A 21621-nucleotide genomic window follows, 5' to 3' on the forward strand; every position below is an offset into this window, starting at 1 on the left:
GAGGAGTGAATGCCCGTATTCGAAGAAATGATGGCGGCGGCCCGTGGGGACGGGGTGCTTGACGGTGCGCCTGCGGGAGCGCCGGTGCTCGTGGCGAGGCGCTGCGTCAGAAGGCTGCATCAGGCCTCATCGTGCACGAAGTGTGCCGAGGCCTGTCCCGTTCACGCCGTTTCTGTGAAGAGCAGAAGCGTGGAGATCGATGCTGCCTCTTGCACGGGTTGCGGTGCCTGTTCCGCCGTCTGTCCCGCCGAGGCGCTCTACATGCGCACGCCGGGCGCGTCGCAGGAAAGGGCCTTCCTCGAGCGCCTGAAGGACGCCGACATGCTGTCGATCGCCTGTGCGGAGGCTGCGGGTGAGGCAAGGCGCATGGCGGATCTCACGACGGCCTGTCTCGGAACCATGGACATGTCTCCCGTCGCCTCGCTTGCCGCTCGAACCGGCGGCGCCTGCACGCTCCACGTGATCCACGGCGACTGCAGGCGCTGCGCGAGAAGAGGCGTCTCGTCCGATCCCCTTGAACGGATGAGAAGATGGGAGGCCGTGCTTTCGCGCGTTACCCCTGAAATTACGCAGGAGATTCATGCGGCGCCGAAGTCTGTTGATACGGGGAGGCGGCAGTTCTGGGGACGCCTGCTTCGAAAGGCGGAGCTTGACGCAGGTGAGAACATTCCCTTCGACGAGGCCTCGCTGGCCTGGCTCGAGACGGTGCCTCTTCGCACGGTGCCGCCGGCAAGGGGCCGCTGGCTCGAGGCTCTGAAGAGCGCAAGGAAAAAGGGGACTGAAGCTCTGTCGGGCATGATGGAGGCGCCGGGGCGTCCCGGCTTTTGGGCGCCGAAGATCGACAACGAGGCCTGCAAGGCCTGCGGACTGTGTCCGACGGTCTGCCCGACCGCGGCGCTTGAGGATGAAAAGCTCAACGGCATCACGCTCACGAAGGTGACGCCCTCGAAATGCATCGGTTGCGGTCTCTGCGTCGACATCTGCTTCAGGAACGCCGTGCAGATGCTCCCCGTCAGACATCCCGAGGAGTCGCTCGACGAAAAGCCCGTCGTGATCTACGCCGGACGAGCCGGTTCGGGCGATTCGCCCGAGGCCGTCTGGGAGGACAAGCTCAAGACGATGATCAGCGCGCCCGTCTACCGCACCTGATCCGTCGTCCCGTCCATTGCCGAATGACTGAAAATAGATGAGAAAAGCGGGCCCGTGGCATTGCCGACGGGCCCGCTTGGGCTTCACGCGTCAGAAGCGCTTCAGAAGAAGAGCACGGTGAGCAGGCAGATCTGTACGTTCGGATGTTTTGCGGAATGATGAGGCATTCAATCGGAGGAAATGCCGAATGTTGATGTGGTCAATCTGACGAGAAATCGTGAGATGAAATGCGATAGTGGTGGGCTATTAGGCGGTCTTCTGACGCGGGAACTACAGGCAAACGGCGCCAAATGCGTCGGAATTAGGGGAGGGGACGTTCGGTGAAAACGAAGAATGATGCGGATTGAGGAGGCGCGGGGCGTGGAAAGGAAAAAGGGCCCCTGCGCCATGGTGGCGGAGGGGCCCTGAGGGGGGGAAGACGGCGGAGGCGAGGCTGCCTGCGTCAGTGTGCGGGTGCGAAGATGGCGCCCGTGCGGATGCCTCGGACGGTGCCGAGAGCGGTGGCGGACCAGACGAAGAGCGCGAGCAGCGTGAGTCCGCTCGCGACGAGGGGCAGGACCTCAAGCGCGAGGAGTTCGGATACGCGGTAGGCAAGCACCGAGCAGGCGCCGATCGGGAAGACGAAGGCCCACCAGGAGAGTGCGAACGGGAGCTTGCCCTGGCGGCGGTTGTGGATCGTCATGGAGACGGCGAGCACGAGCCACCAGAGGGCGGCGCCGAGGAAGGCGGCCGCGACGAGGGAGCCGTAGCGCAGAAGCGAGGCGTCGCCCGTGGTCTTGAGGAGCGCGAGCATCGAGAGCGGGATGACGCTCAGCGGCGCCAGGTGCACCCAGAGGGTGGGCGTCATCTTGCCCTCGACGGGGGCGCCGAGGAAGTGGCGCGCCATCGTGAGCGCGAGAAGGCCGACATACATGAAGACGCCTGCGCCGAAGCCCGTCATGTTGAGGGCGAAGGCGAGCTCGCGCAGCACGCCTTCGGAGGCGGCGGCAAGCGGGGCGCCCGCAACGGGGATCACCACGAGGCCCACGGCCGGGATGAAGTGCGCGGGCGTCACCATGCCGAGCTTGAGGCGCTCGCTCGTGAAGAGCCCGAAGAGCACCACGTAGCTCACGGCAAAGGTGCCCAGCGCACCCGTCCACCAGAGCGGCGCGATCAGGGCGGGCGAGACCCCGCGGATCGTCCACACGGCCGCCATCACCAGCATCGCGATCGGGAAGGTCGCATAGAAGCTCCCCTCGACGGGGTGGCGCAGCTGCTCCATCACGGCGTCCCCGTGACGGATGAGACGATAGACGGCGGCAATGCCAAGCACCGACATCATAGCAATTGCAAGCCAGTGCAGGGCGGAGGCCGCCAGAGCCACGGGGTCGGCGAGCGCGGGACCCGCGTCCGCGGCCGCGTGGGAGGCGAGGGTGAGGGCGAGGCTGGTGACGGCCGTGCCCATGACGGAGGCGAACCAGCCCGGGGCCATCGGGCGGATGAAGCGTTCCATGAGAAGACTCCAGAAAAGGGTTGTTGAAGGGCGTGCGGTCCTGTGGTTGCTGCCATTCTCTAAAAATTGTTGGAGTGAATCGTAGACGAAAAGGGCGTTGCTCGTCAAATTCATGGAACGTGATTTTGAAGGCTCCTGATGCTTCTCCTTTCAGAAACGCCTTTTAGAGGCGCGTTTGAAGCGGAAAACAAAAGGACGGAAACGTCGGCGCCGGCGTGGCGCGACGTTCGTCTTCTTCGCAGAAGGCGATCGAGACTAATGAGGCGATAATGCAAGACTAAAATGCTCTGAAAACGGAAGGTGCAAAAGCATGAGTGAGTTAACTACTAAAGCCGACGAAATCCGATACTTTGTGATTAGATCCCCTGAAAATGCCTGTGGCAGTTTCGTTTAGGAATCATTCTCTATTGGGGACGTGGGTGGATGAACGTTCTTGAAAAACGTTGACTTAGGGTTAACCCACAATGCGGCTGCGGATGAGGGAAAACTACAATCGAATCAAGTCGGAGAGGGCGCTTTGCCTTGATTTTGCGAGTACCCCGGATCCCCAGGCCGAAGCGCAAGGGCGGGCGCGCCTCTCCAAAGCAATTAAAAACCATTTATGCAACAGGAGCTCGTCATGCTCGGACTCTATCCGACTTGGTTCGAACCCGGCGTGGGCAGCGGCTGGATCATCGGCTTCATCGCCACGATCCACGTCCTCTTCTCTCACGCCTCCGTCGGCGGCGCGGTGCTTTTCGCCTGGCTCGCCAACTTTGCGGTGAGGAGGGACAAGCCCGCCTACCTCGCCTTCATCCGCCGCTACGGCCTCTTCCTCCTCATCTTCAGCTACGTGCTCGGCTCCATCACGGGTCCGGGCATCTGGTTCGCCGCCACGATCGCGTCCCCCCGCGGGATCTCGGCGCTCATCCACTCCTTCGTCTGGCTCTGGGCGAGCGAATGGGTGTTCTTCGTCATTGAGGTGATCGGCGTCTACCTGCTCGTCTATCTGGCGGGCCGTGTGGATCCGCGCACCCACACCCGCATCTCGATCATCTTCGGGCTGGCGTCCGTCGCGACGCTCCTCGTGATCGTCGGCATCCTCTCCTTCATGCTCTGGCCGGGCCAGGCCGACTGGCACCAGACGGGCGGCGTGCTCAACGCCTTCTTCGGTGAGAACACCTTCGCCCAGATGACGGCCCGCTTCATGTTCATGCTCACCATCACGGGCGTCGTCGGCGGCATGGTCGCTGGCCGCATCGCCGACAGCGAGGAAAAGGCCATGATCGCCCGCGTCTTGTCGGGCGCCGGCATCCTCGGCGTCATCGGCGGCTGGCTCGCGTTCCGCTGGTACATGACCACGCTCCCCGACATCGCCTACGAGACGATGGCGATGAGGCTTCCCGAAAGCTTCGGCATGATGATGGCCGCCTCCATCGGCGTCTCCGTCCTCTACTTCCTCGTCACCGCGTGGAAGCCGCAGGTGCTCCGTCCCTGGCTCGCCGGCGTGATGACGGTCGTCATCCTCGTGCTCGGCCTCGCTCCCGAGGAGACCGCCCGCGAAATCGTGCGCAAGCCCTGGGTCGCCGGCCAGTACGTCTACGGCAACCAGCTCGTGGGCCGCGACGTCCCCGCGCTGGGCATCCGCTCCGAACTTCCGCTCATGGCTGAGAAGGGCGTTCTCGCCACGCACCCCTTCATGCCCGAGCATCTTCGCAAGGTGACGCCTGAAAACGAGGTCGAGGCCGGTCGTGCGCTTGCACTCACGCTCTGCAGCAACTGCCACTCGCTCACGTCCACCGGCATGCGCCTCCTCGAGCGCTTCTTTCCGGCCGATGCCGACCGCGCCTTCCTCGCCGACTACCTCGGTGCGGGCCTCTACCGCGGCCACTCGGTCTACATGCCGCCCGTCCCGCTTCCCGAAGCCGAGCGCGGCGCCCTTGCAGCCTACATTGAATCCATCCTTCCCAAGAAAGGAGCCGCCAAATGAATGACATGATGCTCATGGCTCTGACGGATCCCGCCGGCGCGCCCGCACACCCGCTCATCTTCTTGGTGCTCGGCGTCGTCACTTTCGCCCTTCACCTCACGGCCGTCAACGTGATGCTCGGCACCCTCGGGCTCGCCGCCTGGGGTGCCTTCTCGAAGAACCCGTACTGGCAGCGCCTCGCGGGCGCCCTCGGCACGACCGCCAAGGTCGCCGTCTCGGTCGCCATCGTGCTCGGCGTCGCGCCGCTCCTCTTCGTACAGGTCATCTACGACCCGTTCTGGTACACCTCGAACGTGATCTCGGCCTGGTGGCTCCTCGGCTTCCTCGCCATCCTTACGGTCGCCTACCTCGCCCTCTACCGCTTCTACGGTCTCAACCACCGCTATGAAGCCGACGGCAGGCCCGTGCACCTCGAGGGCGCCCCGAAGGGCGGCGTCTGGCTCGCCGGCAGCCTCGTGCTGATGCTCGTCTGCGGCCTCATCATGCACGCCGTCGTCAACCAGTCGCTCCTGCCTGCCGAATGGATGAACTGGTACGCTCCGAACGGTGAGATCGAGCCCTACGGCAGGTCGCTGCACTCCGTGACGCCCGCTCGCCTGCTCTTCTTCCTGCTCCTCTCGCTTCCCGTGACGGCAGGCTGGCTCTTCGGCATGCGCCGCTACCTCCTCTCCTCGGGCGAGACCGACTACGGCTACGTCGACTTCATCGAGGGCCTCGCCCACGGCATGGCCCGCGTGGGCTCCGTCCTGGTGCTCCTCGCCGGCGCCGCCTGGATGGCCACGCTGCCCGAGACGATGAGTTGGTTCGCGGGCTCCGTCTGGATGTGGATCGGCCTCGTTCCGCTCGCCTACTTCGGCGCGATGAGCTTCATCCAGAAGAAGCGCGTGCTCTGCATCTTCTGCAACTACATGGCCTTCGGCATGACCCTCGTCATGACGATCGTCCTCGCCGCGCTGCGCGAAGTGCTCCGCTTCGTGACGCTCCTCGAGGGCTCGGGCTACGACGCGCTCGCCTACAAGATCACCATGGACTGGCCGAGCACCGTGATCTTCTTCACGACCTTCCTCGTCGTCGGCGGCCTCAACCTGACGTACCTTCTCTCGCTCGCCTGGAAGAGCGGCCAGACCGAAGGCGTCTACCAGCCCTCCGCCGCGCTCTCGCGCGTGGGCGTCGCCGCCATCGCCTCGCTCGCCCTCTGGGTCGCAGGCTACTTCGCGATCGGCATCGCCGTCGTCAACGGTTAAGGAGTCACTGATCATGAACATCATCAAGACGACATGCGCCGCGGTTCTGATCCTCGCCGCTGCGGCCTCCCAGGCCGCGCCGGATCCCGCGAAGCTTTCGGGCAATCCCACGGGCGAGGCGCTCGCGCACACCTGCGCCGCCTGCCACGGGACGTACGGGGAACTGAAGGGCGAGCACTTCGTGCCGCTCGCAGGCATGGACGAAGGGGAGTTCATCACCTCCATGAAGGAGTTCCGCTCCCACAAGCGCCCGTCCTCGATCATGAGCCACATCGCCGAAGGGTACAGCGATGAGGAGTTCGAACGCATGGCCCGCTACTTCAACGGCATCCGCATCAAGGGAGACGTGAAATGAAAGCCATCAACATCCAGCGCCGCCGGCTCATGACCTCGCTCGCGCTCTCCGTGCTCGCCGCGGCGCCCGGCGCCTCCTGGGCCCAGACTGCCGCCAAGGCCCTCGCACCCGCCCGCGGCGCGAGGATCGTCGTGGTGGGCGCAGGCGTGGGCGGCGCCACGGCCGCCAAGTACCTCAAGCTCTTCAACAAGAATCTTGACGTCACGCTCATCGACCGCAACCCGAACTTCATCCGCCACTACGGCTCGTCCGAGCTCATCACGGGCGCCGTCACGATGGAGGACCTCACGGTCTCCTACGACGCGCTCTCCGACCGCTACGGTGTGCGCGTGGTTCGGGACACGATCGTCGGCCTCGACGCGGACCGCAGGACCGTCATCGGCGAAAAGGGCCGTTATGCCTACGACAAGCTCATCGTCTCGCCCGGCATCGAGCTGCTTTACGAAGGCATCCCGGGCTACAGCGCCGAGCTCGCCGCGACGAAGATCCCGAGCGGCTGGATCGCGGGCCCGCAGACGCAGCTCCTCGCCGACCAGCTCAAGGCCATGCCCCAGGGCGGCACCTTCTGCCTCGTCGCACCGCCTAATCCGTACCGCTGCCCGCCCGGCCCCTACGAGCGCGCCGCGCTCGTGACCGAGTGGTGCGCGAAGCACAACCCGACCGCGAAGATCATCGTCACCGACCCGAAGAACAACTTCGTGACCGACGAGACGATGCTCCTCGGCTGGAACCGCCTCTACGGCTTCTCGATCCCCGCGGACTACAAGGCCAGGCTCGACAAGTACGCCTCGCCCGCACGTCCCGACTGCCGCCTCGAGTGGGTGCAGGAAAAGCAGGGCGGGCGCCCGCTCGCCATCGATGCGAGCGCCATGACCGTGACGACGGAGGCGGGCGTCATCAAGGCCGACGTCATCAACGTCATCCCGCCGATGCGCGCCGCCAACGTTGCGCTCGCGATGGGCCTTGCCGACAAGACGGGCTTCTGCCCGATCGACCGCCGTACGTTCGAGAGCACGATCATTCCTGATGTCTACGTGCTCGGCGACGCCTCGATCGCCGACGCGATGCCCAAGTCGGGCTTCTCGGCCAACACCCAGGCCAAGACTACCGCGCGCGCGATCGTCGAGGAGCTAGCCGGCCGCGAGATCACCGAGCCCGTCTGGTCCAACACCTGCTACGCGCTGGCGGGCGAGGACTACGGCCTCTTCGTCGCCGACGTCTTCCGCATCATGGACGGAAAGATCGGCCGCACCAACACGCGCGCCCGCTACCAGTACCTCAAGGCCCAGCCTGCCGAGCAGGCCCTTGCCGCCCAGTACCTGCACAGCTGGATGAACACGATCACCGCCGACAGTTTCGGCTGATCCCGGAGAAGAACAATGAAAGCAAGACTGATGATTTTGAGCGCGTTCGCCGCCCTCCCGATGCTCGCCTCGGCCGCAGCCTTCACGCCCGCCGAACTCGACAAGGCCGTGGCTTCGCTCCCGAAGGCCAACGTCATGGGCGGATTCGCCGTGCACAGCAAGCAGTTCTGCGGCTCCTGCCACGGTCCCAACGGCATTGCACCCACCGCCAACTGGCCGCACGTCGCGGGCCAGCCCTTCGAGGTCACCGCCAAGGCGCTCCTCGACTACCGCGACGGCCGACGCACGGGCGGCGCCCAGGCCGCGATCATGACGGCTGCCGCCAAGCGCCTCACCGACCAGCAGATCGCCGACGTCTCGGCGCTCTACGAGATGCTCCCCGGCCCCGACGGCAAAACGTTTGACGTGGGCAAGAAGGGTCGCACGCCCGTCGAGGGCGTCGACGTCGCAAGGCTCGTGCGCAAGGGTAATCCCGCCCGCGCGATCACGCCCTGCGCCGCCTGCCACGGCATGACCGGCAAGGGCCGCTCGAACGGCAAGGTGCCCGTCCTGCACGGACAGAACCCGACGTATCTCGCCGCACAGCTTCGCGACTATCGCGACGGACGCCGCGACAACGACGTCCTGAAGGAAATGCGCTTCTTCGCGCAGAAGCTCACCGACGATGAAATCAACGCGCTCGCCGATTTCTACGCGGGCGAAACCGGTTGGCCGGGCGTCAAGCCCGCCAAGCCCGCGGCCAAGGCTGCGACAAAGTAGGCGGGAGCCGAGAAGGGGTTTGAAGCCTCCGCCTGCTGACGACAATGCGAGGGCCGCCTGTTGGAGATGGACGACGGGCGGCCCTTCGCACATCCACGAACCGTGCGGGAAAACGCGGCGGCGAAAAGCCCCTCCGACGGTCTAGACTCTCTGCACCGGACCGAGGCGGATTTCATTGAGTCGCCGTCGGTTCCTGAGAATTATCAAACATGGGAGAGCCATCATGAAGCGAGCCGCCGTCATCGGCTGCGGTGCCTTGGGCACCATTCTTGTCACGAACTTTGCCAGGGCCGAGGGCTGGACGCTCACGGGCGTCATGGCCCGAACGAAGGCGCACGCCGAGGCGCTCGCCGCCAACGCGGGCTGCCGCGCAGCAACGACGCTTGAGGAGCTCCTCGCCGACAAGCCCGACCTCGTCGTCGAGATCGCGGGCATCGGCGCCGCAAAGGCCTATGGCGAAGCCGTGCTTGAAGCAGGCTGTGACTTCGTGCTCGTCTCCGCAGGCGCGCTCGCCGACGCCGACTGGAAGGCTCGCATGACCGAAACGGCGCTGCGCACGGGCCGCCGCATCCACGTCGCCTCGGGCGCCATCGGCGGCTTCGACGTGCTGCGCACGGCCGCCCTCATGGGCGTCGAGGAGGCGACCTTCGAGAGCACCAAGTCCCCGCAGAGCCTCTCGGGCGCGCCCGGCCTCATGGGCGTTGAGCTCCCCGCCGATCGCGAGACGCTCGCCTTCGAGGGCGGCGTCGAGGAGGCCGTCAGGGGCTTCCCGAAGAACATCAACGTCGCGGCCGCCACGGCTTCCGCCGCCGACGCTCCGAATGTCAGGGTGCGCCTCGTCGCCAGACCCGGCCTCACCGTCAACACCCATCACATCGACGTGAAGGCGGGCGAGATGCACTGCGAGCTCTTCTTCCACTCCGCCTACGATCCGAAGAACCCGCGCTCTAGCACGTCCACCGCCTGGAGCGTGCTCGCGCTTCTCAAGAACCTCGAGAGCCCGATCTCCTACTTCTGACGCGACTCCAAAACGCGCCCGCCGCCCTGCGCCGCAGCGCTTTCGGGGCGAAGCACCCTTGAGGGCACGCAAATGGACGCCGTCTTTTGCATGGGAGCGTGCGCCGCATCGATTCAGGGTCTCGAATTGATGGTGAAACAAGTCGACATATGAGATGAGGCCGTGAAAAAAGGCGCCGGCCCGCGGAGGGGAGGCGCCTTTTTGGCTGATGTCAGACTGCGTCCGTAAGGGCTGAGCTTATTTCAGCAGCAGCTCGTTCATGAGCTTCACGAACCTGGCGGGGTCCTTGACCGTGCCCTGGTCGGCGAGGGCGGCCTGATCGAGCATCAGTTCGCACCACTTCTCGAAGCCCGCCTGGTCCTTTTCGGCCTCGGCCTTCTTGAGGAGCGGGTGGGACGGGTTGATCTCGAGGGTCACCTTGTCCTCGGGGACCTGCTGGCCTGCGGCCTCGAGCATGCGGCGCATCTGCGGCGTGAGGCGCTTGTCGGCGTCGGCCACGAGGCAGCTCGGGCTGTCGACGAGGCGGGAGGAGACGCGCACGCCTTCGACGCGGTCGCCGAGCGCCTGCTTGATGCGTTCGACGAGACCGGAGGATTCGCGAACGACTTCCTCGTGCTTCTTTTCCTCTTCGCTGTCGGCGAGCTCGCCGAGCTTGAGGTCGGAGGCGGTCACGGGGATGAACTCATGACCTTCGAACTCGGTCATGCCTTGCATCATCCACTCGTCGATGCGCTGCGTCATCAGGAGGACTTCGACGCCCTTGCGGCGGAAGGTCTCGAGGTACGGGGAGCTCACGGCGGTCTCGAAGTTGCCGGCGGTGAGGTAGTAGATGTGCTTCTGCTTCTCGGGCATGCGGGCAACGTAGTCGGCGAGGCTTACGTTCTCCTCGGGCGTGCCGGCCTTGGTGGAGGCAAAGCGCAGGAGCTTGAGGACGGCGTCGCGGTTGGCGTAGTCCTCGACGGGGCCTTCCTTCATGACGGCGCCGAAGTTCTTCCAGAAGACGGCATACTTTTCCTGATCGTCCTTCGCGAGCTTGCCGAGCATGTCGAGCGCACGCTTCGTGAGGGCGCGCTTGAGCTTCTGCGTCACGCGGCTTTCCTGGAGAAGCTCGCGGGAGACGTTGAGCGGCAGGTCGGCGGTGTCGACGAGGCCGCGGATGAAGCGCAGGTAGTTCGGCAGGAACTGCTCGGCGTCGTCCATGATGAAGACGCGCTGCACGAAGAGCTTGAGGCCGTGCTGCTTTTCACGCGAGTAGAGGTCCCACGGGGCTTCGGACGGCGTGTAGAGAAGGGACGTGTACTCGAGCTCGCCCTCGACGCGGTTGTGGGCCCAGCAGAGGGGATCGCCATAGTCGTGCGTGAGGTGTTTATAGAAGGCCTTGTACTGGTCTTCCGTCACGTCCTTCGGGGGAAGCGTCCAGAGGGCGCGGGCGTCGTTGACCTGCTCCCAGGAGCCCGTCACTTCAGCCTCGACGACGTCCTTGTCGTCCTCCTTCACGGGTTCCTTCTTCTCCCAGAGGAAGACGGGCGTGGAGATGTGGTCGGAGTACTTCGTGATCGCGTCGCGCAGGCGCCACTGGCCGAGGAACTCCTTCTCGTCCTCCTTGAGATGAAGGATGATCTCGGTGCCGCGGGCCTCGCGGGTGATGTTGCCGGAGGTGAAGGTGCCGTTGCCGTCGGACTCCCACTGCACGGCTTCCTCGGGACTCGCACCCGCCTTGCGTGAGATGACCGTCACGCGGTCGGCGACGATGAAGGAGGAGTAGAAGCCCACGCCGAACTGGCCGATGAGCTGGGAGTCCTTCTTCTCTTCGCCCGTGAGCTGGGCCATGAAGGCTTCGGTGCCGGACTTGGCGATGGTGCCGAGATGATCGTTGGCCTCGGCAAGCGTCATGCCGATGCCGTTGTCGATGACGGAGAGCGTGCCTGCTTCCGGATCGGCCTTGATGCGGATCGAGAAGATCGGATCATCGGCAGTCAGCTCAGGCTTCGTGAGCGAGAGAAAGCGCAGCTTGTCGACGGCGTCGGACGCATTGGAAACGAGTTCGCGGAGGAACACTTCCTTGTTCGAGTAAAGGGACTTGGCGAGAAGACCGAGAAGCTTGGTGACCTCGGTCTGAAAACCATGGACTTCCTGTGCCATTTTTGAATTTTTCTCCAATATCAACAGCGCAATTTCCATTGCGTGCGGGCGTCACGGCGCCCGATACACGTAAATATGGGGACGATGTGCGGATTTTCAAGGGCGCGATTGAAGGCGATCGTGCGCCGGAGGCGACCTGCGCTCGCGCGCGTCCCCGCAATCCTGTATAGTCGAAAATCATTTCCCTTGAAATCGAGTCATCATGATGCACCGCCTTTCTCTCATCGCCGCCCTGTCGGCCGCCGTTCTCACGGGCTGCCAGAGCGTGCCCACCGCCGACGAGATCGACCGCATGCAGGCCCCCGACGCGCACGCAAGCCACGCCAAGAACCTGATGAAGGTCTTTGCGTTCGACATGCACGACCGCGAGGACGCGGGTCGCGGACGCGCCGTGACGGTGACGCCCGAAGAGGCCGCCGCTCCCGGCGTCGACCTGCTCACGAGCGGCGGCAGCGGATTCTTCAACGGCATGCTCGAGAAGAGCGTGATGGCCGCGGATCCGCTCGAAACCGTCCACTACTTCGGCTTCGTGCCCGTGACCGAGGCCGCCGACGAGCGCGCCGTCGTGAGGCACGTCGCAGCGAAGACCGTGCAGGCCGTCGCTTCGCAGTTTGCGAAGGAGGGCTGGCGCTTTGCATGGACGAGCCCCAAGGCCGACCTGAGAAGCTTCGGCTACATGGTCACGCAGGACGTCTTCTTCGAGAAGGAGGACACGGTCTGCAGGATTCCCGCCGGGATCTCCACGCTTGAACCCGGTCGTGGCGAAGGCTGCGCCGTGACGGTCGTCGTGCGCAGCCGCGACGTCTCGAAAGGCGCCGAGCCCGACGCCACGGGCTTCGAGCCCGTGCCCGCCTGGCTTGATCCCGCCCGTCCGCACGCCTGGCGCGTGCGCTCCGCCGCGCTCGGCTCCAGAATGCCCGACGGCAGCGTCTTCCTCACGCCCGAGCGCCAGCGTTCGCTCGCGCTCGCCACGGGCAGGCACACGGGTCTTTACGCCTTTGACGACAACGGCGTGCCCTACGTCGGCTGGGAGGGTGCCGTCGAGCGCTTCGCCGTGAGCCCCGAGGCTCGTGCGACCATCGAGGCCCAGGCCCGCAGGGCGGCCGTCCCGATGACCGACAAGGTGATGGATACCGTTAAGGGCTGGTGGCCCTGGTAGGACCAAAAGTCCCTCAGGCTCATTTGACTTGAAGGCCGGCGCGCGAAGGCGTGTCGGCCTTCGTGCGTCATGGGAGGGAAGGTCGGTGCTTTTGTCCTCCTGCACAGGCCTTTTGTCGGCAATAGGCAAACCAAAATTTCGTTTGATCTCGATCATGCGGCCTAGGAGGAAGGAAGTCCTCCGCCCCGGATTCCGGGCAGAGGGCCACAGGTAGAATAACTTTCCACCAAGACGCCAGGCGGCGCCTTGAGCCTCTCGAAATCCGCACGGATTTTCGAAGATCATCCCGAAAGACAAGAAAAAACGGAGCAACCCGAAATGTTCATGAAGAAAGCCTTTGCCGCCGTCCTCGCCACCGCCGTCCTCGTCGCCGGCGCCGTTGAAGCCAAGGACCTGCGCGTCGCCTCCAACACCACCTTCCCGCCCTTTGAATTCGTCAACACGAAGACGCAGGAGATCACGGGCTTCGAAATGGATCTTATCCGCGCGATGGGCAAGCAGGCGGGCTACGAGGTCAAGATCACGAACATGGCCTTTGACGGCATCATCCCGGCAGTGCTCTCCGGATCCGTCGACGTCGGCGCCTCCGGCTTCTCCGTCACCGAGGAGCGCAAGAAGCGCGTTCTCTTCACGGAACCGTTCTACAAGTCCGGCCTGACGGTGCTCGTCGCCAAGGGCAACGAGGACAAGATCCAGGGCTTCAAGGATCTTGACGGCAGGAAGCTCGCCGTGCAGATCGGCACGACGGCTGCCGCCAAGGCCAAGGACATCAAGGACGCCAAGGTCCAGACGTTCAACAATGCGGGCGATGCCATCCTCGAGCTCGCCAACGGCGGCTGCGAGGCCGTCATCAACGACAAGCCCGTGACGGACTACATCCTCACGCAGCAGCCGCGCCTTGCCAAGAAGGTCGTGCACCTGCCCGATATGCTCTCCGCCGACGACTTTGCCATGGTCGTCGCCAAGGATCGTCCCGAACTCGCCGCCGAACTCAACGCGGCCCTCAAGGCCCTCAAGGAAAACGGCGAATTCGACAAGCTCATGATGAAGTGGTTCGGCAAGGCGAAGTAAGGCGCGTCAATCGAACCATTCTCAGCTGCGGCGCAAGCCTGTACATGCGCCGCCCGGCGAAGCCGGTCGTCCCTCGCAGACGGCCGGCTTTGTCGGTTTCGGGTTCTGATGGCGGACTTTTTCCAAAACGTTTGTGCGGCGGCTAAAATAAGGCCCAATGACCCAGATGAAGACCTTGCCTTCGCCGTGAAGGCGGATCTTTCGACCAGAAGGAGCCCGGCCGTGAGCGCCTCCGCCCAACCGACCTTTGCTGGCACCCGATGCCTTCCCATTGAAGACTACTTCCACCGCATTCCGCTCGTGCCGTGGATCTGCCCGCCGCTCCATCCCGAGCTTCTGAGGCTTCTTGAGAACATCGGGCAGGAGGCCGTGCTCGCGCCCGGCGCGCAGATCTACCGCGAGGGCGAACCCGTGAGCCGTTTCGCGGTCGTCAAGAAGGGCCTCGTCGCGCGCAAGCTCGGCACCTACGGCGCAAAGTCCGACAATCAGATCGGCCTCGCGGGGCCCGGCAACATCGCCACGGGCAACCTCAACATCTTCTCGCACCGTCCCGCAGTCGGCGCCTACGAGGCCATCCTGCCCACCTCCATCGTCTGGTGCGAGCACCGGGAGTTCTTCGAAATCGCCAGACGCAATCCCGATCTCTTCATGCTGCTCGCCACTCAGTGCGAACTCTCAATGCTCTCCGACCGCCTTGCCTTCGCCTGTCTCACGCTCCTGAACTCCGAGCAGGCGATGAAGGTCGTACTCCTGAGCTGGACGAGCCATTTCGGGCACCTCGAAGGCGACGAGGTGATCGCGCCGCGAGTACTCACCCGCAGCATCATCCGCAGCGTGCTGGGCTGCTCCATGGGGTGGGTCGACCGCCTGGCGGCCGAGTGGAGGCGAAACGACGTGCGCCGCGTCGAGGGCGGCATCGTGCACTACAGGCTCGACATCCTGCAGGAGGCCAACGAGATCCTTTGCGATCTGGAGGAGAAGGTGAGCGGACTGCCGAGACCGCGCGACGTGAGACGATACTGGCAGCGCTCATGATCGTCCCGTGCGGCGAAAGTGCAGGGGAGGAGCGCGGAGAGGATCTGCGCTAAGCTAATCTCTTCAGACTTTTGCTTGCAGGAGAAGATCATGGCCGTCATCGTTACCCGAGACATAGAAACGCCGCTCGGCAAAATGAGAGTGGGAGCCTGCGAAGGCGCGCTGGTGTTTGCGCTCTGGCTCACGGGAGAGCCCAAAAGAGTGGAGCGCATCATCGCCCGTACGGCAGGGCGATGCGGCGCCGGGGCGGTCTTGCAGGGCAACTCGTCCCTCATCGACGAGGCCGAGGTGCAGATCATGGAGTACCTCGCGGGCCGGCGCACGATCTTCGAGCTTCCCATTCGTCTTCACGGCACCGACTTTCAGCGGCACGTCTGGCACGTGCTGACCGACATCAACTACGGCTGCGCCACCACCTACGGCATGCTCGCCCTCATGGCGGGATGCGAGGGTGGCTCGCGCGCCGTCGGCTCGGCCGTCGGCGCCAATCCCCTGCACGTCATCATTCCATGCCACCGCGTGGTCGAGAAGTCCGGCAGGATAGGCGGCTATGCGGGCGGCGGGGCGGTGAAGTTCGAGCTCCTCGCGCGAGAGGGAAAGGTGGTGAGCGTCAATGCCGTGCCGGGGCGGGGTTTCACGAGACTCATCGCCGACGCCATCCCGAAGGTGATGGGGTGACGCCCCCGCATCTCTCCGAAGGAGGGGATGGTGCCGTTCTTAAGGCTAGCCTCAGACTGTGTTCACTAAGATCCCCTTTTTTCACAGGCGATCAGGAGAGATGCACATGACTGAGGCGAATTCTCGCATGGCAAGACTTGAGACCGATCCCGTCCTTCGCGAGGAGGCGGAGACGATCCGAATCATGACGGCGATGTATTGCAGGGACCGCCACGGCACGTCGGGGCGCCCCGACGGGCTCTGTCCCGAATGCAGCGCCTTCCTCGCGTATGCGCTCAAGCGCCTTGCGTGCTGTCCGTACGGTGCGTCGAAGCCCGTCTGCGCCAAGTGCCGCATCCATTGTTATCGCGCAAAGGAGAAGGCGCAGGCGCGTGAGGTCATGCGCCATGCGGGGCCGCGTCTTGCGGCATCGCATCCCGTGCTTTCCATCAGGCATCTTGTGAAGAGCCTCACGGTGAAGGCGCCCGAAAAGCCGAGGAACACTGCGGCGAAGAAGGAGATGGCATGATGAGGAAGGTGCTGCTCTCGATCCCGCCCGCGCTCTCGACGCTGCTCTTCTGCGCGCATCTTCTCTACCACGGCGTGCCGCTTGCGGCTGCGGCCGCGCCGCTTGGCGCACTCATCCTTCTGGCCGTGAAGGGTGCGGGCGCCACGCGCCTTCTCGCACTTCTTCACGTGCTCTTTGCCTGCGAATGGGCGAGAGCCGGCGGGAAGATCGTCATGCGAAGGCTCGAGACGGGCGGTTCGATTCATCCTGCGCTTGAGATCATGGCGGGCGTGACGCTCTTCACGATTCTCGCGGCCTGGTGCTCGCTCGCAAGGCATCGGGATTGAGGAGTTGAAAAAGGCGGTGCAGGAAGATGCACCGCCTTTTTTGACGAGCAGGTCGGACAGTCGCCAGGGAAAGTCTCAGCTCCTGACGGCGTCGGCCTCGTCGAGCCACTTCATGACGCCCTTGACGTCGCCGAGATCAAAGGCCATGGTCTGGGCGGGCGCGCCGAAGAGGTCGAGGCGGACGTAGAGCTTCCTTGCGGACGCAAGGTCCTTGAGGAAGGTCTTGTCCTGAAGAAGGACGGCGCTGCCGCCCATCAGGGCGCGGAGCGGCAGGGCGCGGGGCCTGCTCTCGTCGAACTGAACGAGGACGCGATCCGAGAAGGAGCCCACGACGGCGGGCTCGAGGTTGAGGAAGGCATGGACGTCGCCCTTCTTTTCCTTGGCGAGGACGAGAACGGGCTGCACGCGCTGGAAGAAGGCGGAGACGGCGCTGCGGCTCAGGAGCTCGGCGCTGCGGGCCTGATCGCCCTCGGCGGCGTCGGGCCTGTCGTAGACCGTCCAGCCGCCTTCAAAGGCGGGAAGGCCGTCGGCCTGCGTCTTTTTGCCCGACTTTCCGGAATCGGTCGAAGGCGTCCCGGCCTTCGACTTCGAAGCGTCGCCCGAGGAAGCGCCGGGTGCGGTCTTCAGATCCGCGAGACATTCGTAGAGGCAGGTGATGAAGGCGGTGTCGTCCGGGGACTGCCTGCACTTGAGACAGGAGGCGGGAATGGCGTCGAGCGCCGAGGCGGCGCCCGGAAGAGCAAGAAGGCCCGCAAGGGCGGCGGGTGTGAAAAGCGTCCTGAAGTTCATGATGATGCGGAAAGTTGAGTCGTTCGCATTGCGAGTGAGGTCATTCTAAGCACGCGGCGTCGCGCCCGAGCGTGCGCGTAACGAATGCTGACAGACCTGACCGTTGGGAAACGCATGACGCGGCCGGCACGCCGCGGGGCATTCGGTGGCGGAGTTGCATATGGGTCATCTACAATATGAATGAATTTCTACTCCTGCAGGAGTAGAGGAGGCGCAAATGACCGTGAAACACAAGAATGAGGAAACGCACATGCTGAGGAAGACGGGGAGGCGTCTTGCCGTTGCGAGATGCCCGCTCTACGAGCAGGTGAGGAATGTGCTGGTCGAAAGGCTTCGACATGGGGACTGGCATCCCGGCGACAGGCTTCCGACGGAGTCGGTGCTTGCCGAGGAGCTCGGCGTATCGCTCGGCACGCTCAGGCGAGCCGTGGAGCTTCTGGTTGAGGAAGGTGCGCTCATCCGCAGGCAGGGTGCGGGCACGTTTGCGGCGACCCTTGCGACGGTGGCCGAGGAGAACAGGTTCCAGCCCTTCGAGAGTTTGGACGGCAGCACGCGTTTCGACTTCAGGCGGCTCGTCTTGCTTGAGGAGGCGCCCTGTCCGGCGGAGGCTGCGGCGGGACTCGGGATCCGGGCGGGCGACACGGTGATCCACATGGTGAGGCACATGGTCAAGCGCACGCCCGAGGGCGAGCGCATTGCGGCCTCGGACGAGATCTTCCTGCTGCCCGAATTCTTCCCCGGACTCACGGCCGAGCGCTACCGCAGGGGCTACAGGCCCGACGACTCGATCTACAGGTTCTATGCGCGCGAAATGGGCGTGGTGATCACGAGCCAGCGCTGCGCGGTGAGGTACGAGTGCGTGAAGGGGAGCGAGGCCGTGCGGCTCGCCGTTCCCGATCCGATGCCCGTGCTGAGGTTTGCGCGCATCTCGATGGCCTTCGGGCACCTGCCCGTCGAGTACCGCATCTACAGGCTCGATGCGGAGAATTCGCAGATCTGCTTCGCGCTGCCGTAGGAAGGCACGTTTCTGAAGGGGGGAATGGAAAACGGCCCGGACGCCATACAGGCGACAGGGCCGTTTCTCAATGTCGAAGGTCTTTTCGCGGCGGGGCCTTACGCGGCCTCGCCCTCAAGCTTTTCCTCAGGCTTCGCGGCCTTCGACGGGGCCGCGCACGCTTTTTTTGATTCGTCCTCCTTCTTGGCGGGGGACTTGCCGAAGACGTAGAGGGAGCACATCACGCCCACGAGCAGGATCGTGAAGCCGATGACCATCGTGATGGTGGGCCATTCGCCGCGCCAGATGAGGGCGTAGACGACGGCGGAGATGCTCTCGAAGACGATGAGCTGGCCGCCGAGGCCGGAGGGCAGGCGCTGGGACATCTGGTTCCAACAGAGCATGGCGACCCAGCTGCAGAGCAGGCCGATCATGAGGGCCACGCCGAGGAAGCGCAGCGGCGTTTCACCGAGAAGCGACACCGAGGTGTCCATCCAGCCGCACGGCCAGGCGAGGATCGCGAAGGCGATCATGACGACGGGGAGCACCGTGACGCCCTGCAGGGCCGTCCAGGCGGACGAGCTGTGCTTCGGGTGGGCGAGAAGCCATTCGCCGTTCATGATGGAGAACCAGGTCCAGGAGATCACGGCCGCGATGCCGAAAAGCACGCCGATCCAGAAGTCGAGGCCCGTGGAGCCCGAGGAGGTGATGTACTGGAATTCGGTCCAGTTGGCGATCACGAGGCCGAAGAAGATGAGCACGAGCGGCGGCGTGATGGAGCCCCACGAGAGGCCGCGGCCCTCGCGCTGATAGCGCACGTTCGCCACGATGGCGACGAGCACGGGAATGACGGCCATGAACATGCCGGCAAGCGGAGCGCCCGACATGCGGATGCAGACGGTGATCAGGCTGTAGAAGACGACGTTGCCGAAGAAGGGAAGCCGGAAGGCTTCGATGATGTCGGGCTTCGTGAATCGCTTGAGGTCCTCCTTCATGAAGAACATGAAGGGCAGCGACACGAGGCCGAAGGCGATGAATCGCCCGAGGGCGACGAGAACGGGGTTGTACTGCGGTAGAAGAAGGGGCGCAATGTAAATGAGGCCCCAGAGAGCACCCGCAGCGATGCCAAGCAGAACGCCGATGAGCATGGGTTGACGATTACCGGTTCTTGCGTCCGTCTTTCACCCGGACGCGGTCCGTAACGGGCGACTGGTGTGAAAGGGATGGCGCCGCCCGTGCTTGACCCGGGTGGGCGCGCCCGCGCTCCTTTCGGAACCCGCCTGACGCTTCCCCGCCGGGCTGCCGGGAAGGTATCTTTTCCCGGCGCGACCGCCTCAATCCGCAACAGCCTTCTTCTGGTCTGAACGGCTGTTCAATGCGCTTGTTTTGGTCAGCCTCATGCTAACAAAAATGCGGGAAATACGCGAGATGCATTTAGGGGAAGTCCTTAGGTACTTCGCGTAATCCCTAGGGACGAGGGGATTCTGCTGATTTTTGGCGGAAAAGTGCAAAGAAAAACTCAGTAAAAATACGTAATCATGAGTCGAAAATGCAACTTTATTTCAAAGTGTAACGTCGGTTACCGTGAGGAAAGGGGCGTTGAGGGGTCAAAACGCCTGCGGCGTCGTCTTTCCATGTCCTGTCAAGAACTGTGGTAGTGACGTATAGGCCTGAACGGGAATTCAGTGGGAGGTGATTCGGATGCGGGTTTGTTCTCTCCCGCATTGCGCCTGTCGATAGTAGGATGATAACGAAGGGCGACAAAGTGCGCCCTGTGCTCGCCCGCGTCCCGTCGGGGCGAAGGGCGGAATCTCCGGACGCGGCCTCAGGAGAAGTCGGCTCGTCTGGAGTCAGTTTGAGGAGGAATTTACCATGACCGATCTTTCCCGCCGTCATCTCATCCAGGGTGCAGTCGCCGCCGGTGCGGCTCTTGCAGGCTCCACCGTCGCCGTCGCCTCTCCGAAGCAGAAGTGGGACGAAGTCGTCGACGTGATCGTCATCGGCTCGGGTTTTGCCGGTCTTGCCGCCGCCATTGAGGCGAAGAAGGCGGGCGCGAACGTCGTCGTTCTTGAAAAAATGGCCACGTTCGGCGGCAACTCGATCATCAACGGCGGCATTCTGACCGCCACGGGCTGCCCGCAGCAGAAGCTCCACAAGATCGAGGACTCGGTCGAGCTGCTTGAGAAGGACATTCTCACGGCCGGCAACTACATGAACTACTCGAGCAAGGTCCGCTATCTGGCCGAGCATGCGCTCTCCAATTATGAATGGACCGTCAAGGAACTCGGCGTGCAGTACCTGCCCGACGCCATCGGCCAGGAAGGCGGTCACTCCGTTCCGCGCTACGTCACGACGACGAACGGCTCGGGTTCGGGCATCGTTACGAAGGAACTCGACAAGTGCAAGGAACTCGGCATTCCGCTGCGCAACCGCGTGTTCGTCGAACACATCATCCGCGGTGACAACGGCGTCGAGGGCGTTCAGGTCCGCGAAGGCTACCGCTTCCCGAAGGCCGACTCTGGCAAGGTGAAGACGATCCGCGCGACGAAGGGCGTGGTGCTCTGCTACGGCGGCTTCTCCGCCGACGTGAAGTTCCGCATGTTCCAGGATCCGAAGCTCAACGAAACGCTCGATACGACGAACCAGCCGGGCGCCACGTCCGAAATGTGGCGTGAAACGTCCGCCATCGGCGCCCTCCAGGTCCAGAACGACTGGATCCAGTGTGGCCCGTGGGGTTGCCCGCGTGAAAAGGGCATGGGCATCGGCTGGCAGTTCAACCAGACGGCCGCCGCCGAATACGGCCTCTGGGTCAACGCCGAAGGCAAGCGCTTCGTCAACGAGCTCGCCAACCGCAAGGTCCGCGCCGACGCCATCATGGTCGAACAGGCCAACGGCAAGAAGTGCTTCGCCATCTGCAACGAACCCAACGTGCAGCCGCTCAAGAAGCAGCGCCCGGGCTTCCTTGAAAAAATGCTCGAACGCAAGATCGTCGAGAAGTACGACTCGCTCGAAGCCCTCGCCAAGGCCGCCGGCATCAAGGCCGACGCCCTCAAGGCACAGGTCGAGGAATTCAACAAGGTCGTGAAGGCCAAGGCCGACCCGGTCTGGAGCCGCTACATCAACAACGACCAGGTCCCGCTCGTCGAAGGTCCGTGGTACGTCTGCGAACTCCAGCCCAAGGTCCATCACTGCATGGGCGGCCTCGTCACGGACGACAACTGCGAAGTCCTCGACGTCCGCTCCGACAAGCCGATCGGCCATCTCTTCGCCGCCGGCGAAGCGACGGGCGGCGTGCACGGTGCAGTGCGCCTCGGCTCCGTGGCCATCCTTGACTGCCTCGTCTTCGGCCGCCTCGCCGGCCAGAAGGTCGCCGCCATCAAATAAGGCCTGACGCTCCGCCTCAGGGCGGAGCCCCCTGAACCCCGTCCTGCGCCGCAGCAGGACGCCTGAAGCGCCCGAAGGTCCCAGGCCTCCGGGCGCTCTTCATTTACGTCTCCCTGAACGCCTCCGAACGGTCCCGCCGAATCCGTCGTTCGAAAAATCAATAGTCTCTTGGGTAGGGCAGATAT

At 64.1% G+C, this 21621-nt stretch carries 19 protein-coding genes; 15 read left to right on the plus strand and 4 right to left on the minus strand.

Features of this window, described 5'->3' with window-relative positions:
* Positions 1-9: 9 nt before the first annotated feature.
* Positions 10-1149 carry a 4Fe-4S binding protein gene (locus HMPREF3036_RS04750; RefSeq protein ID WP_062332014.1) on the plus strand — a complete coding sequence of 380 codons (1140 nt, stop codon included), beginning with the start codon at positions 10-12 and terminating at the stop codon, positions 1147-1149.
* Between the two features lie 442 nt (positions 1150-1591).
* Here the strand turns inward: HMPREF3036_RS04750 and HMPREF3036_RS04755 are convergent, their stop codons facing one another.
* The gene (locus HMPREF3036_RS04755) at positions 1592-2641 is read right to left on the minus strand and encodes an SLAC1 family transporter (protein ID WP_062332017.1); all 1050 of its coding nucleotides are present in this window, start codon (positions 2639-2641) and stop codon (positions 1592-1594) included.
* Between the two features lie 601 nt (positions 2642-3242).
* On the opposite strand from HMPREF3036_RS04755, the gene HMPREF3036_RS04760 reads away from it, so the two are divergent.
* From HMPREF3036_RS04760 to HMPREF3036_RS04785, 6 genes are all read left to right on the plus strand, one after another.
* On the plus strand, positions 3243-4610 hold the full coding sequence (locus tag HMPREF3036_RS04760; RefSeq protein WP_062332021.1) for a c-type cytochrome: 1368 nt from the start codon (positions 3243-3245) through the stop codon (positions 4608-4610).
* Positions 4607-5854 carry a hypothetical protein gene (locus HMPREF3036_RS04765; RefSeq protein ID WP_062332024.1) on the plus strand — a complete coding sequence of 416 codons (1248 nt, stop codon included), beginning with the start codon at positions 4607-4609 and terminating at the stop codon, positions 5852-5854. Before HMPREF3036_RS04760 ends, HMPREF3036_RS04765 begins: the two co-directional genes overlap by 4 nt.
* 13 nt (positions 5855-5867) lie before the next feature.
* Entirely contained in the window at positions 5868-6209 is a 342-nt protein-coding gene (locus tag HMPREF3036_RS04770; RefSeq protein ID WP_062332027.1) for a c-type cytochrome, read from the plus strand.
* The gene (locus HMPREF3036_RS04775; RefSeq protein WP_156469739.1) at positions 6206-7573 is read left to right on the plus strand and encodes an NAD(P)/FAD-dependent oxidoreductase; all 1368 of its coding nucleotides are present in this window, start codon (positions 6206-6208) and stop codon (positions 7571-7573) included. Before HMPREF3036_RS04770 ends, HMPREF3036_RS04775 begins: the two co-directional genes overlap by 4 nt.
* A 15-nt stretch (positions 7574-7588) precedes the next feature.
* On the plus strand, positions 7589-8332 hold the full coding sequence (locus HMPREF3036_RS04780) for a c-type cytochrome (RefSeq protein WP_062332030.1): 744 nt from the start codon (positions 7589-7591) through the stop codon (positions 8330-8332).
* Between the two features lie 223 nt (positions 8333-8555).
* Positions 8556-9350, plus strand: coding sequence for an aspartate dehydrogenase domain-containing protein (locus tag HMPREF3036_RS04785; RefSeq protein WP_062332033.1), 795 nt, complete (start codon positions 8556-8558; stop codon positions 9348-9350).
* A 237-nt stretch (positions 9351-9587) separates the two neighbouring features.
* On the opposite strand, the gene htpG is transcribed toward HMPREF3036_RS04785, so the two are convergent.
* The gene (gene htpG / locus HMPREF3036_RS04790) at positions 9588-11492 is read right to left on the minus strand and encodes a molecular chaperone HtpG (RefSeq protein ID WP_062332036.1); all 1905 of its coding nucleotides are present in this window, start codon (positions 11490-11492) and stop codon (positions 9588-9590) included.
* Between the two features lie 202 nt (positions 11493-11694).
* Here htpG and HMPREF3036_RS04795 point away from each other — a divergent pair, with 202 nt between their 5' ends.
* From HMPREF3036_RS04795 to HMPREF3036_RS04820, 6 genes are all read left to right on the plus strand, one after another.
* Positions 11695-12651, plus strand: a complete 957-nt coding sequence (locus HMPREF3036_RS04795) for a hypothetical protein (RefSeq protein WP_062332039.1) — start codon at positions 11695-11697, stop codon at positions 12649-12651.
* A 318-nt stretch (positions 12652-12969) separates the two neighbouring features.
* Positions 12970-13722 (plus strand): basic amino acid ABC transporter substrate-binding protein, encoded by a 753-nt coding sequence (locus HMPREF3036_RS04800; RefSeq protein WP_082897355.1) that lies wholly within the window; start codon positions 12970-12972, stop codon positions 13720-13722.
* A gap of 222 nt (positions 13723-13944) precedes the next feature.
* Entirely contained in the window at positions 13945-14757 is an 813-nt protein-coding gene (locus HMPREF3036_RS04805; RefSeq protein WP_005436732.1) for a Crp/Fnr family transcriptional regulator, read from the plus strand.
* A 90-nt stretch (positions 14758-14847) separates the two neighbouring features.
* A complete protein-coding gene (locus tag HMPREF3036_RS04810; protein WP_062332042.1) occupies positions 14848-15435 on the plus strand; it encodes a methylated-DNA--[protein]-cysteine S-methyltransferase in 588 nt (195 codons plus the stop codon).
* 106 nt (positions 15436-15541) lie between these two features.
* Positions 15542-15943, plus strand: coding sequence for a nitrous oxide-stimulated promoter family protein (locus tag HMPREF3036_RS04815; RefSeq protein ID WP_005436734.1), 402 nt, complete (start codon positions 15542-15544; stop codon positions 15941-15943).
* Positions 15940-16269, plus strand: coding sequence for a hypothetical protein (locus tag HMPREF3036_RS04820; RefSeq protein ID WP_062332045.1), 330 nt, complete (start codon positions 15940-15942; stop codon positions 16267-16269). The genes HMPREF3036_RS04815 and HMPREF3036_RS04820 overlap by 4 nt, the downstream gene beginning before the upstream one ends.
* Before the next feature lie 75 nt (positions 16270-16344).
* Here HMPREF3036_RS04820 and HMPREF3036_RS04825 read toward each other — a convergent pair whose 3' ends face one another.
* A complete protein-coding gene (locus HMPREF3036_RS04825; RefSeq protein ID WP_062332049.1) occupies positions 16345-17058 on the minus strand; it encodes a hypothetical protein in 714 nt (237 codons plus the stop codon).
* 217 nt (positions 17059-17275) lie between these two features.
* Between HMPREF3036_RS04825 and HMPREF3036_RS04830 the strand changes: the two genes are divergently transcribed.
* Entirely contained in the window at positions 17276-18073 is a 798-nt protein-coding gene (locus HMPREF3036_RS04830; RefSeq protein ID WP_005436742.1) for a GntR family transcriptional regulator, read from the plus strand.
* A 98-nt stretch (positions 18074-18171) separates the two neighbouring features.
* Here the strand turns inward: HMPREF3036_RS04830 and HMPREF3036_RS04835 are convergent, their stop codons facing one another.
* Positions 18172-19200 (minus strand): DMT family transporter, encoded by a 1029-nt coding sequence (locus HMPREF3036_RS04835; protein ID WP_005436745.1) that lies wholly within the window; start codon positions 19198-19200, stop codon positions 18172-18174.
* 724 nt (positions 19201-19924) lie between these two features.
* Here HMPREF3036_RS04835 and HMPREF3036_RS04840 point away from each other — a divergent pair.
* Positions 19925-21436 (plus strand): flavocytochrome c, encoded by a 1512-nt coding sequence (locus HMPREF3036_RS04840; protein WP_005436747.1) that lies wholly within the window; start codon positions 19925-19927, stop codon positions 21434-21436.
* Positions 21437-21621: the final 185 nt, after the last annotated feature.

The sequence above is a fragment of the Sutterella sp. KLE1602 genome (genome assembly GCF_001578585.1).
In the GTDB taxonomy this organism is placed as follows: Bacteria; Pseudomonadota; Gammaproteobacteria; order Burkholderiales; family Burkholderiaceae_F; genus Sutterella; species Sutterella wadsworthensis_A.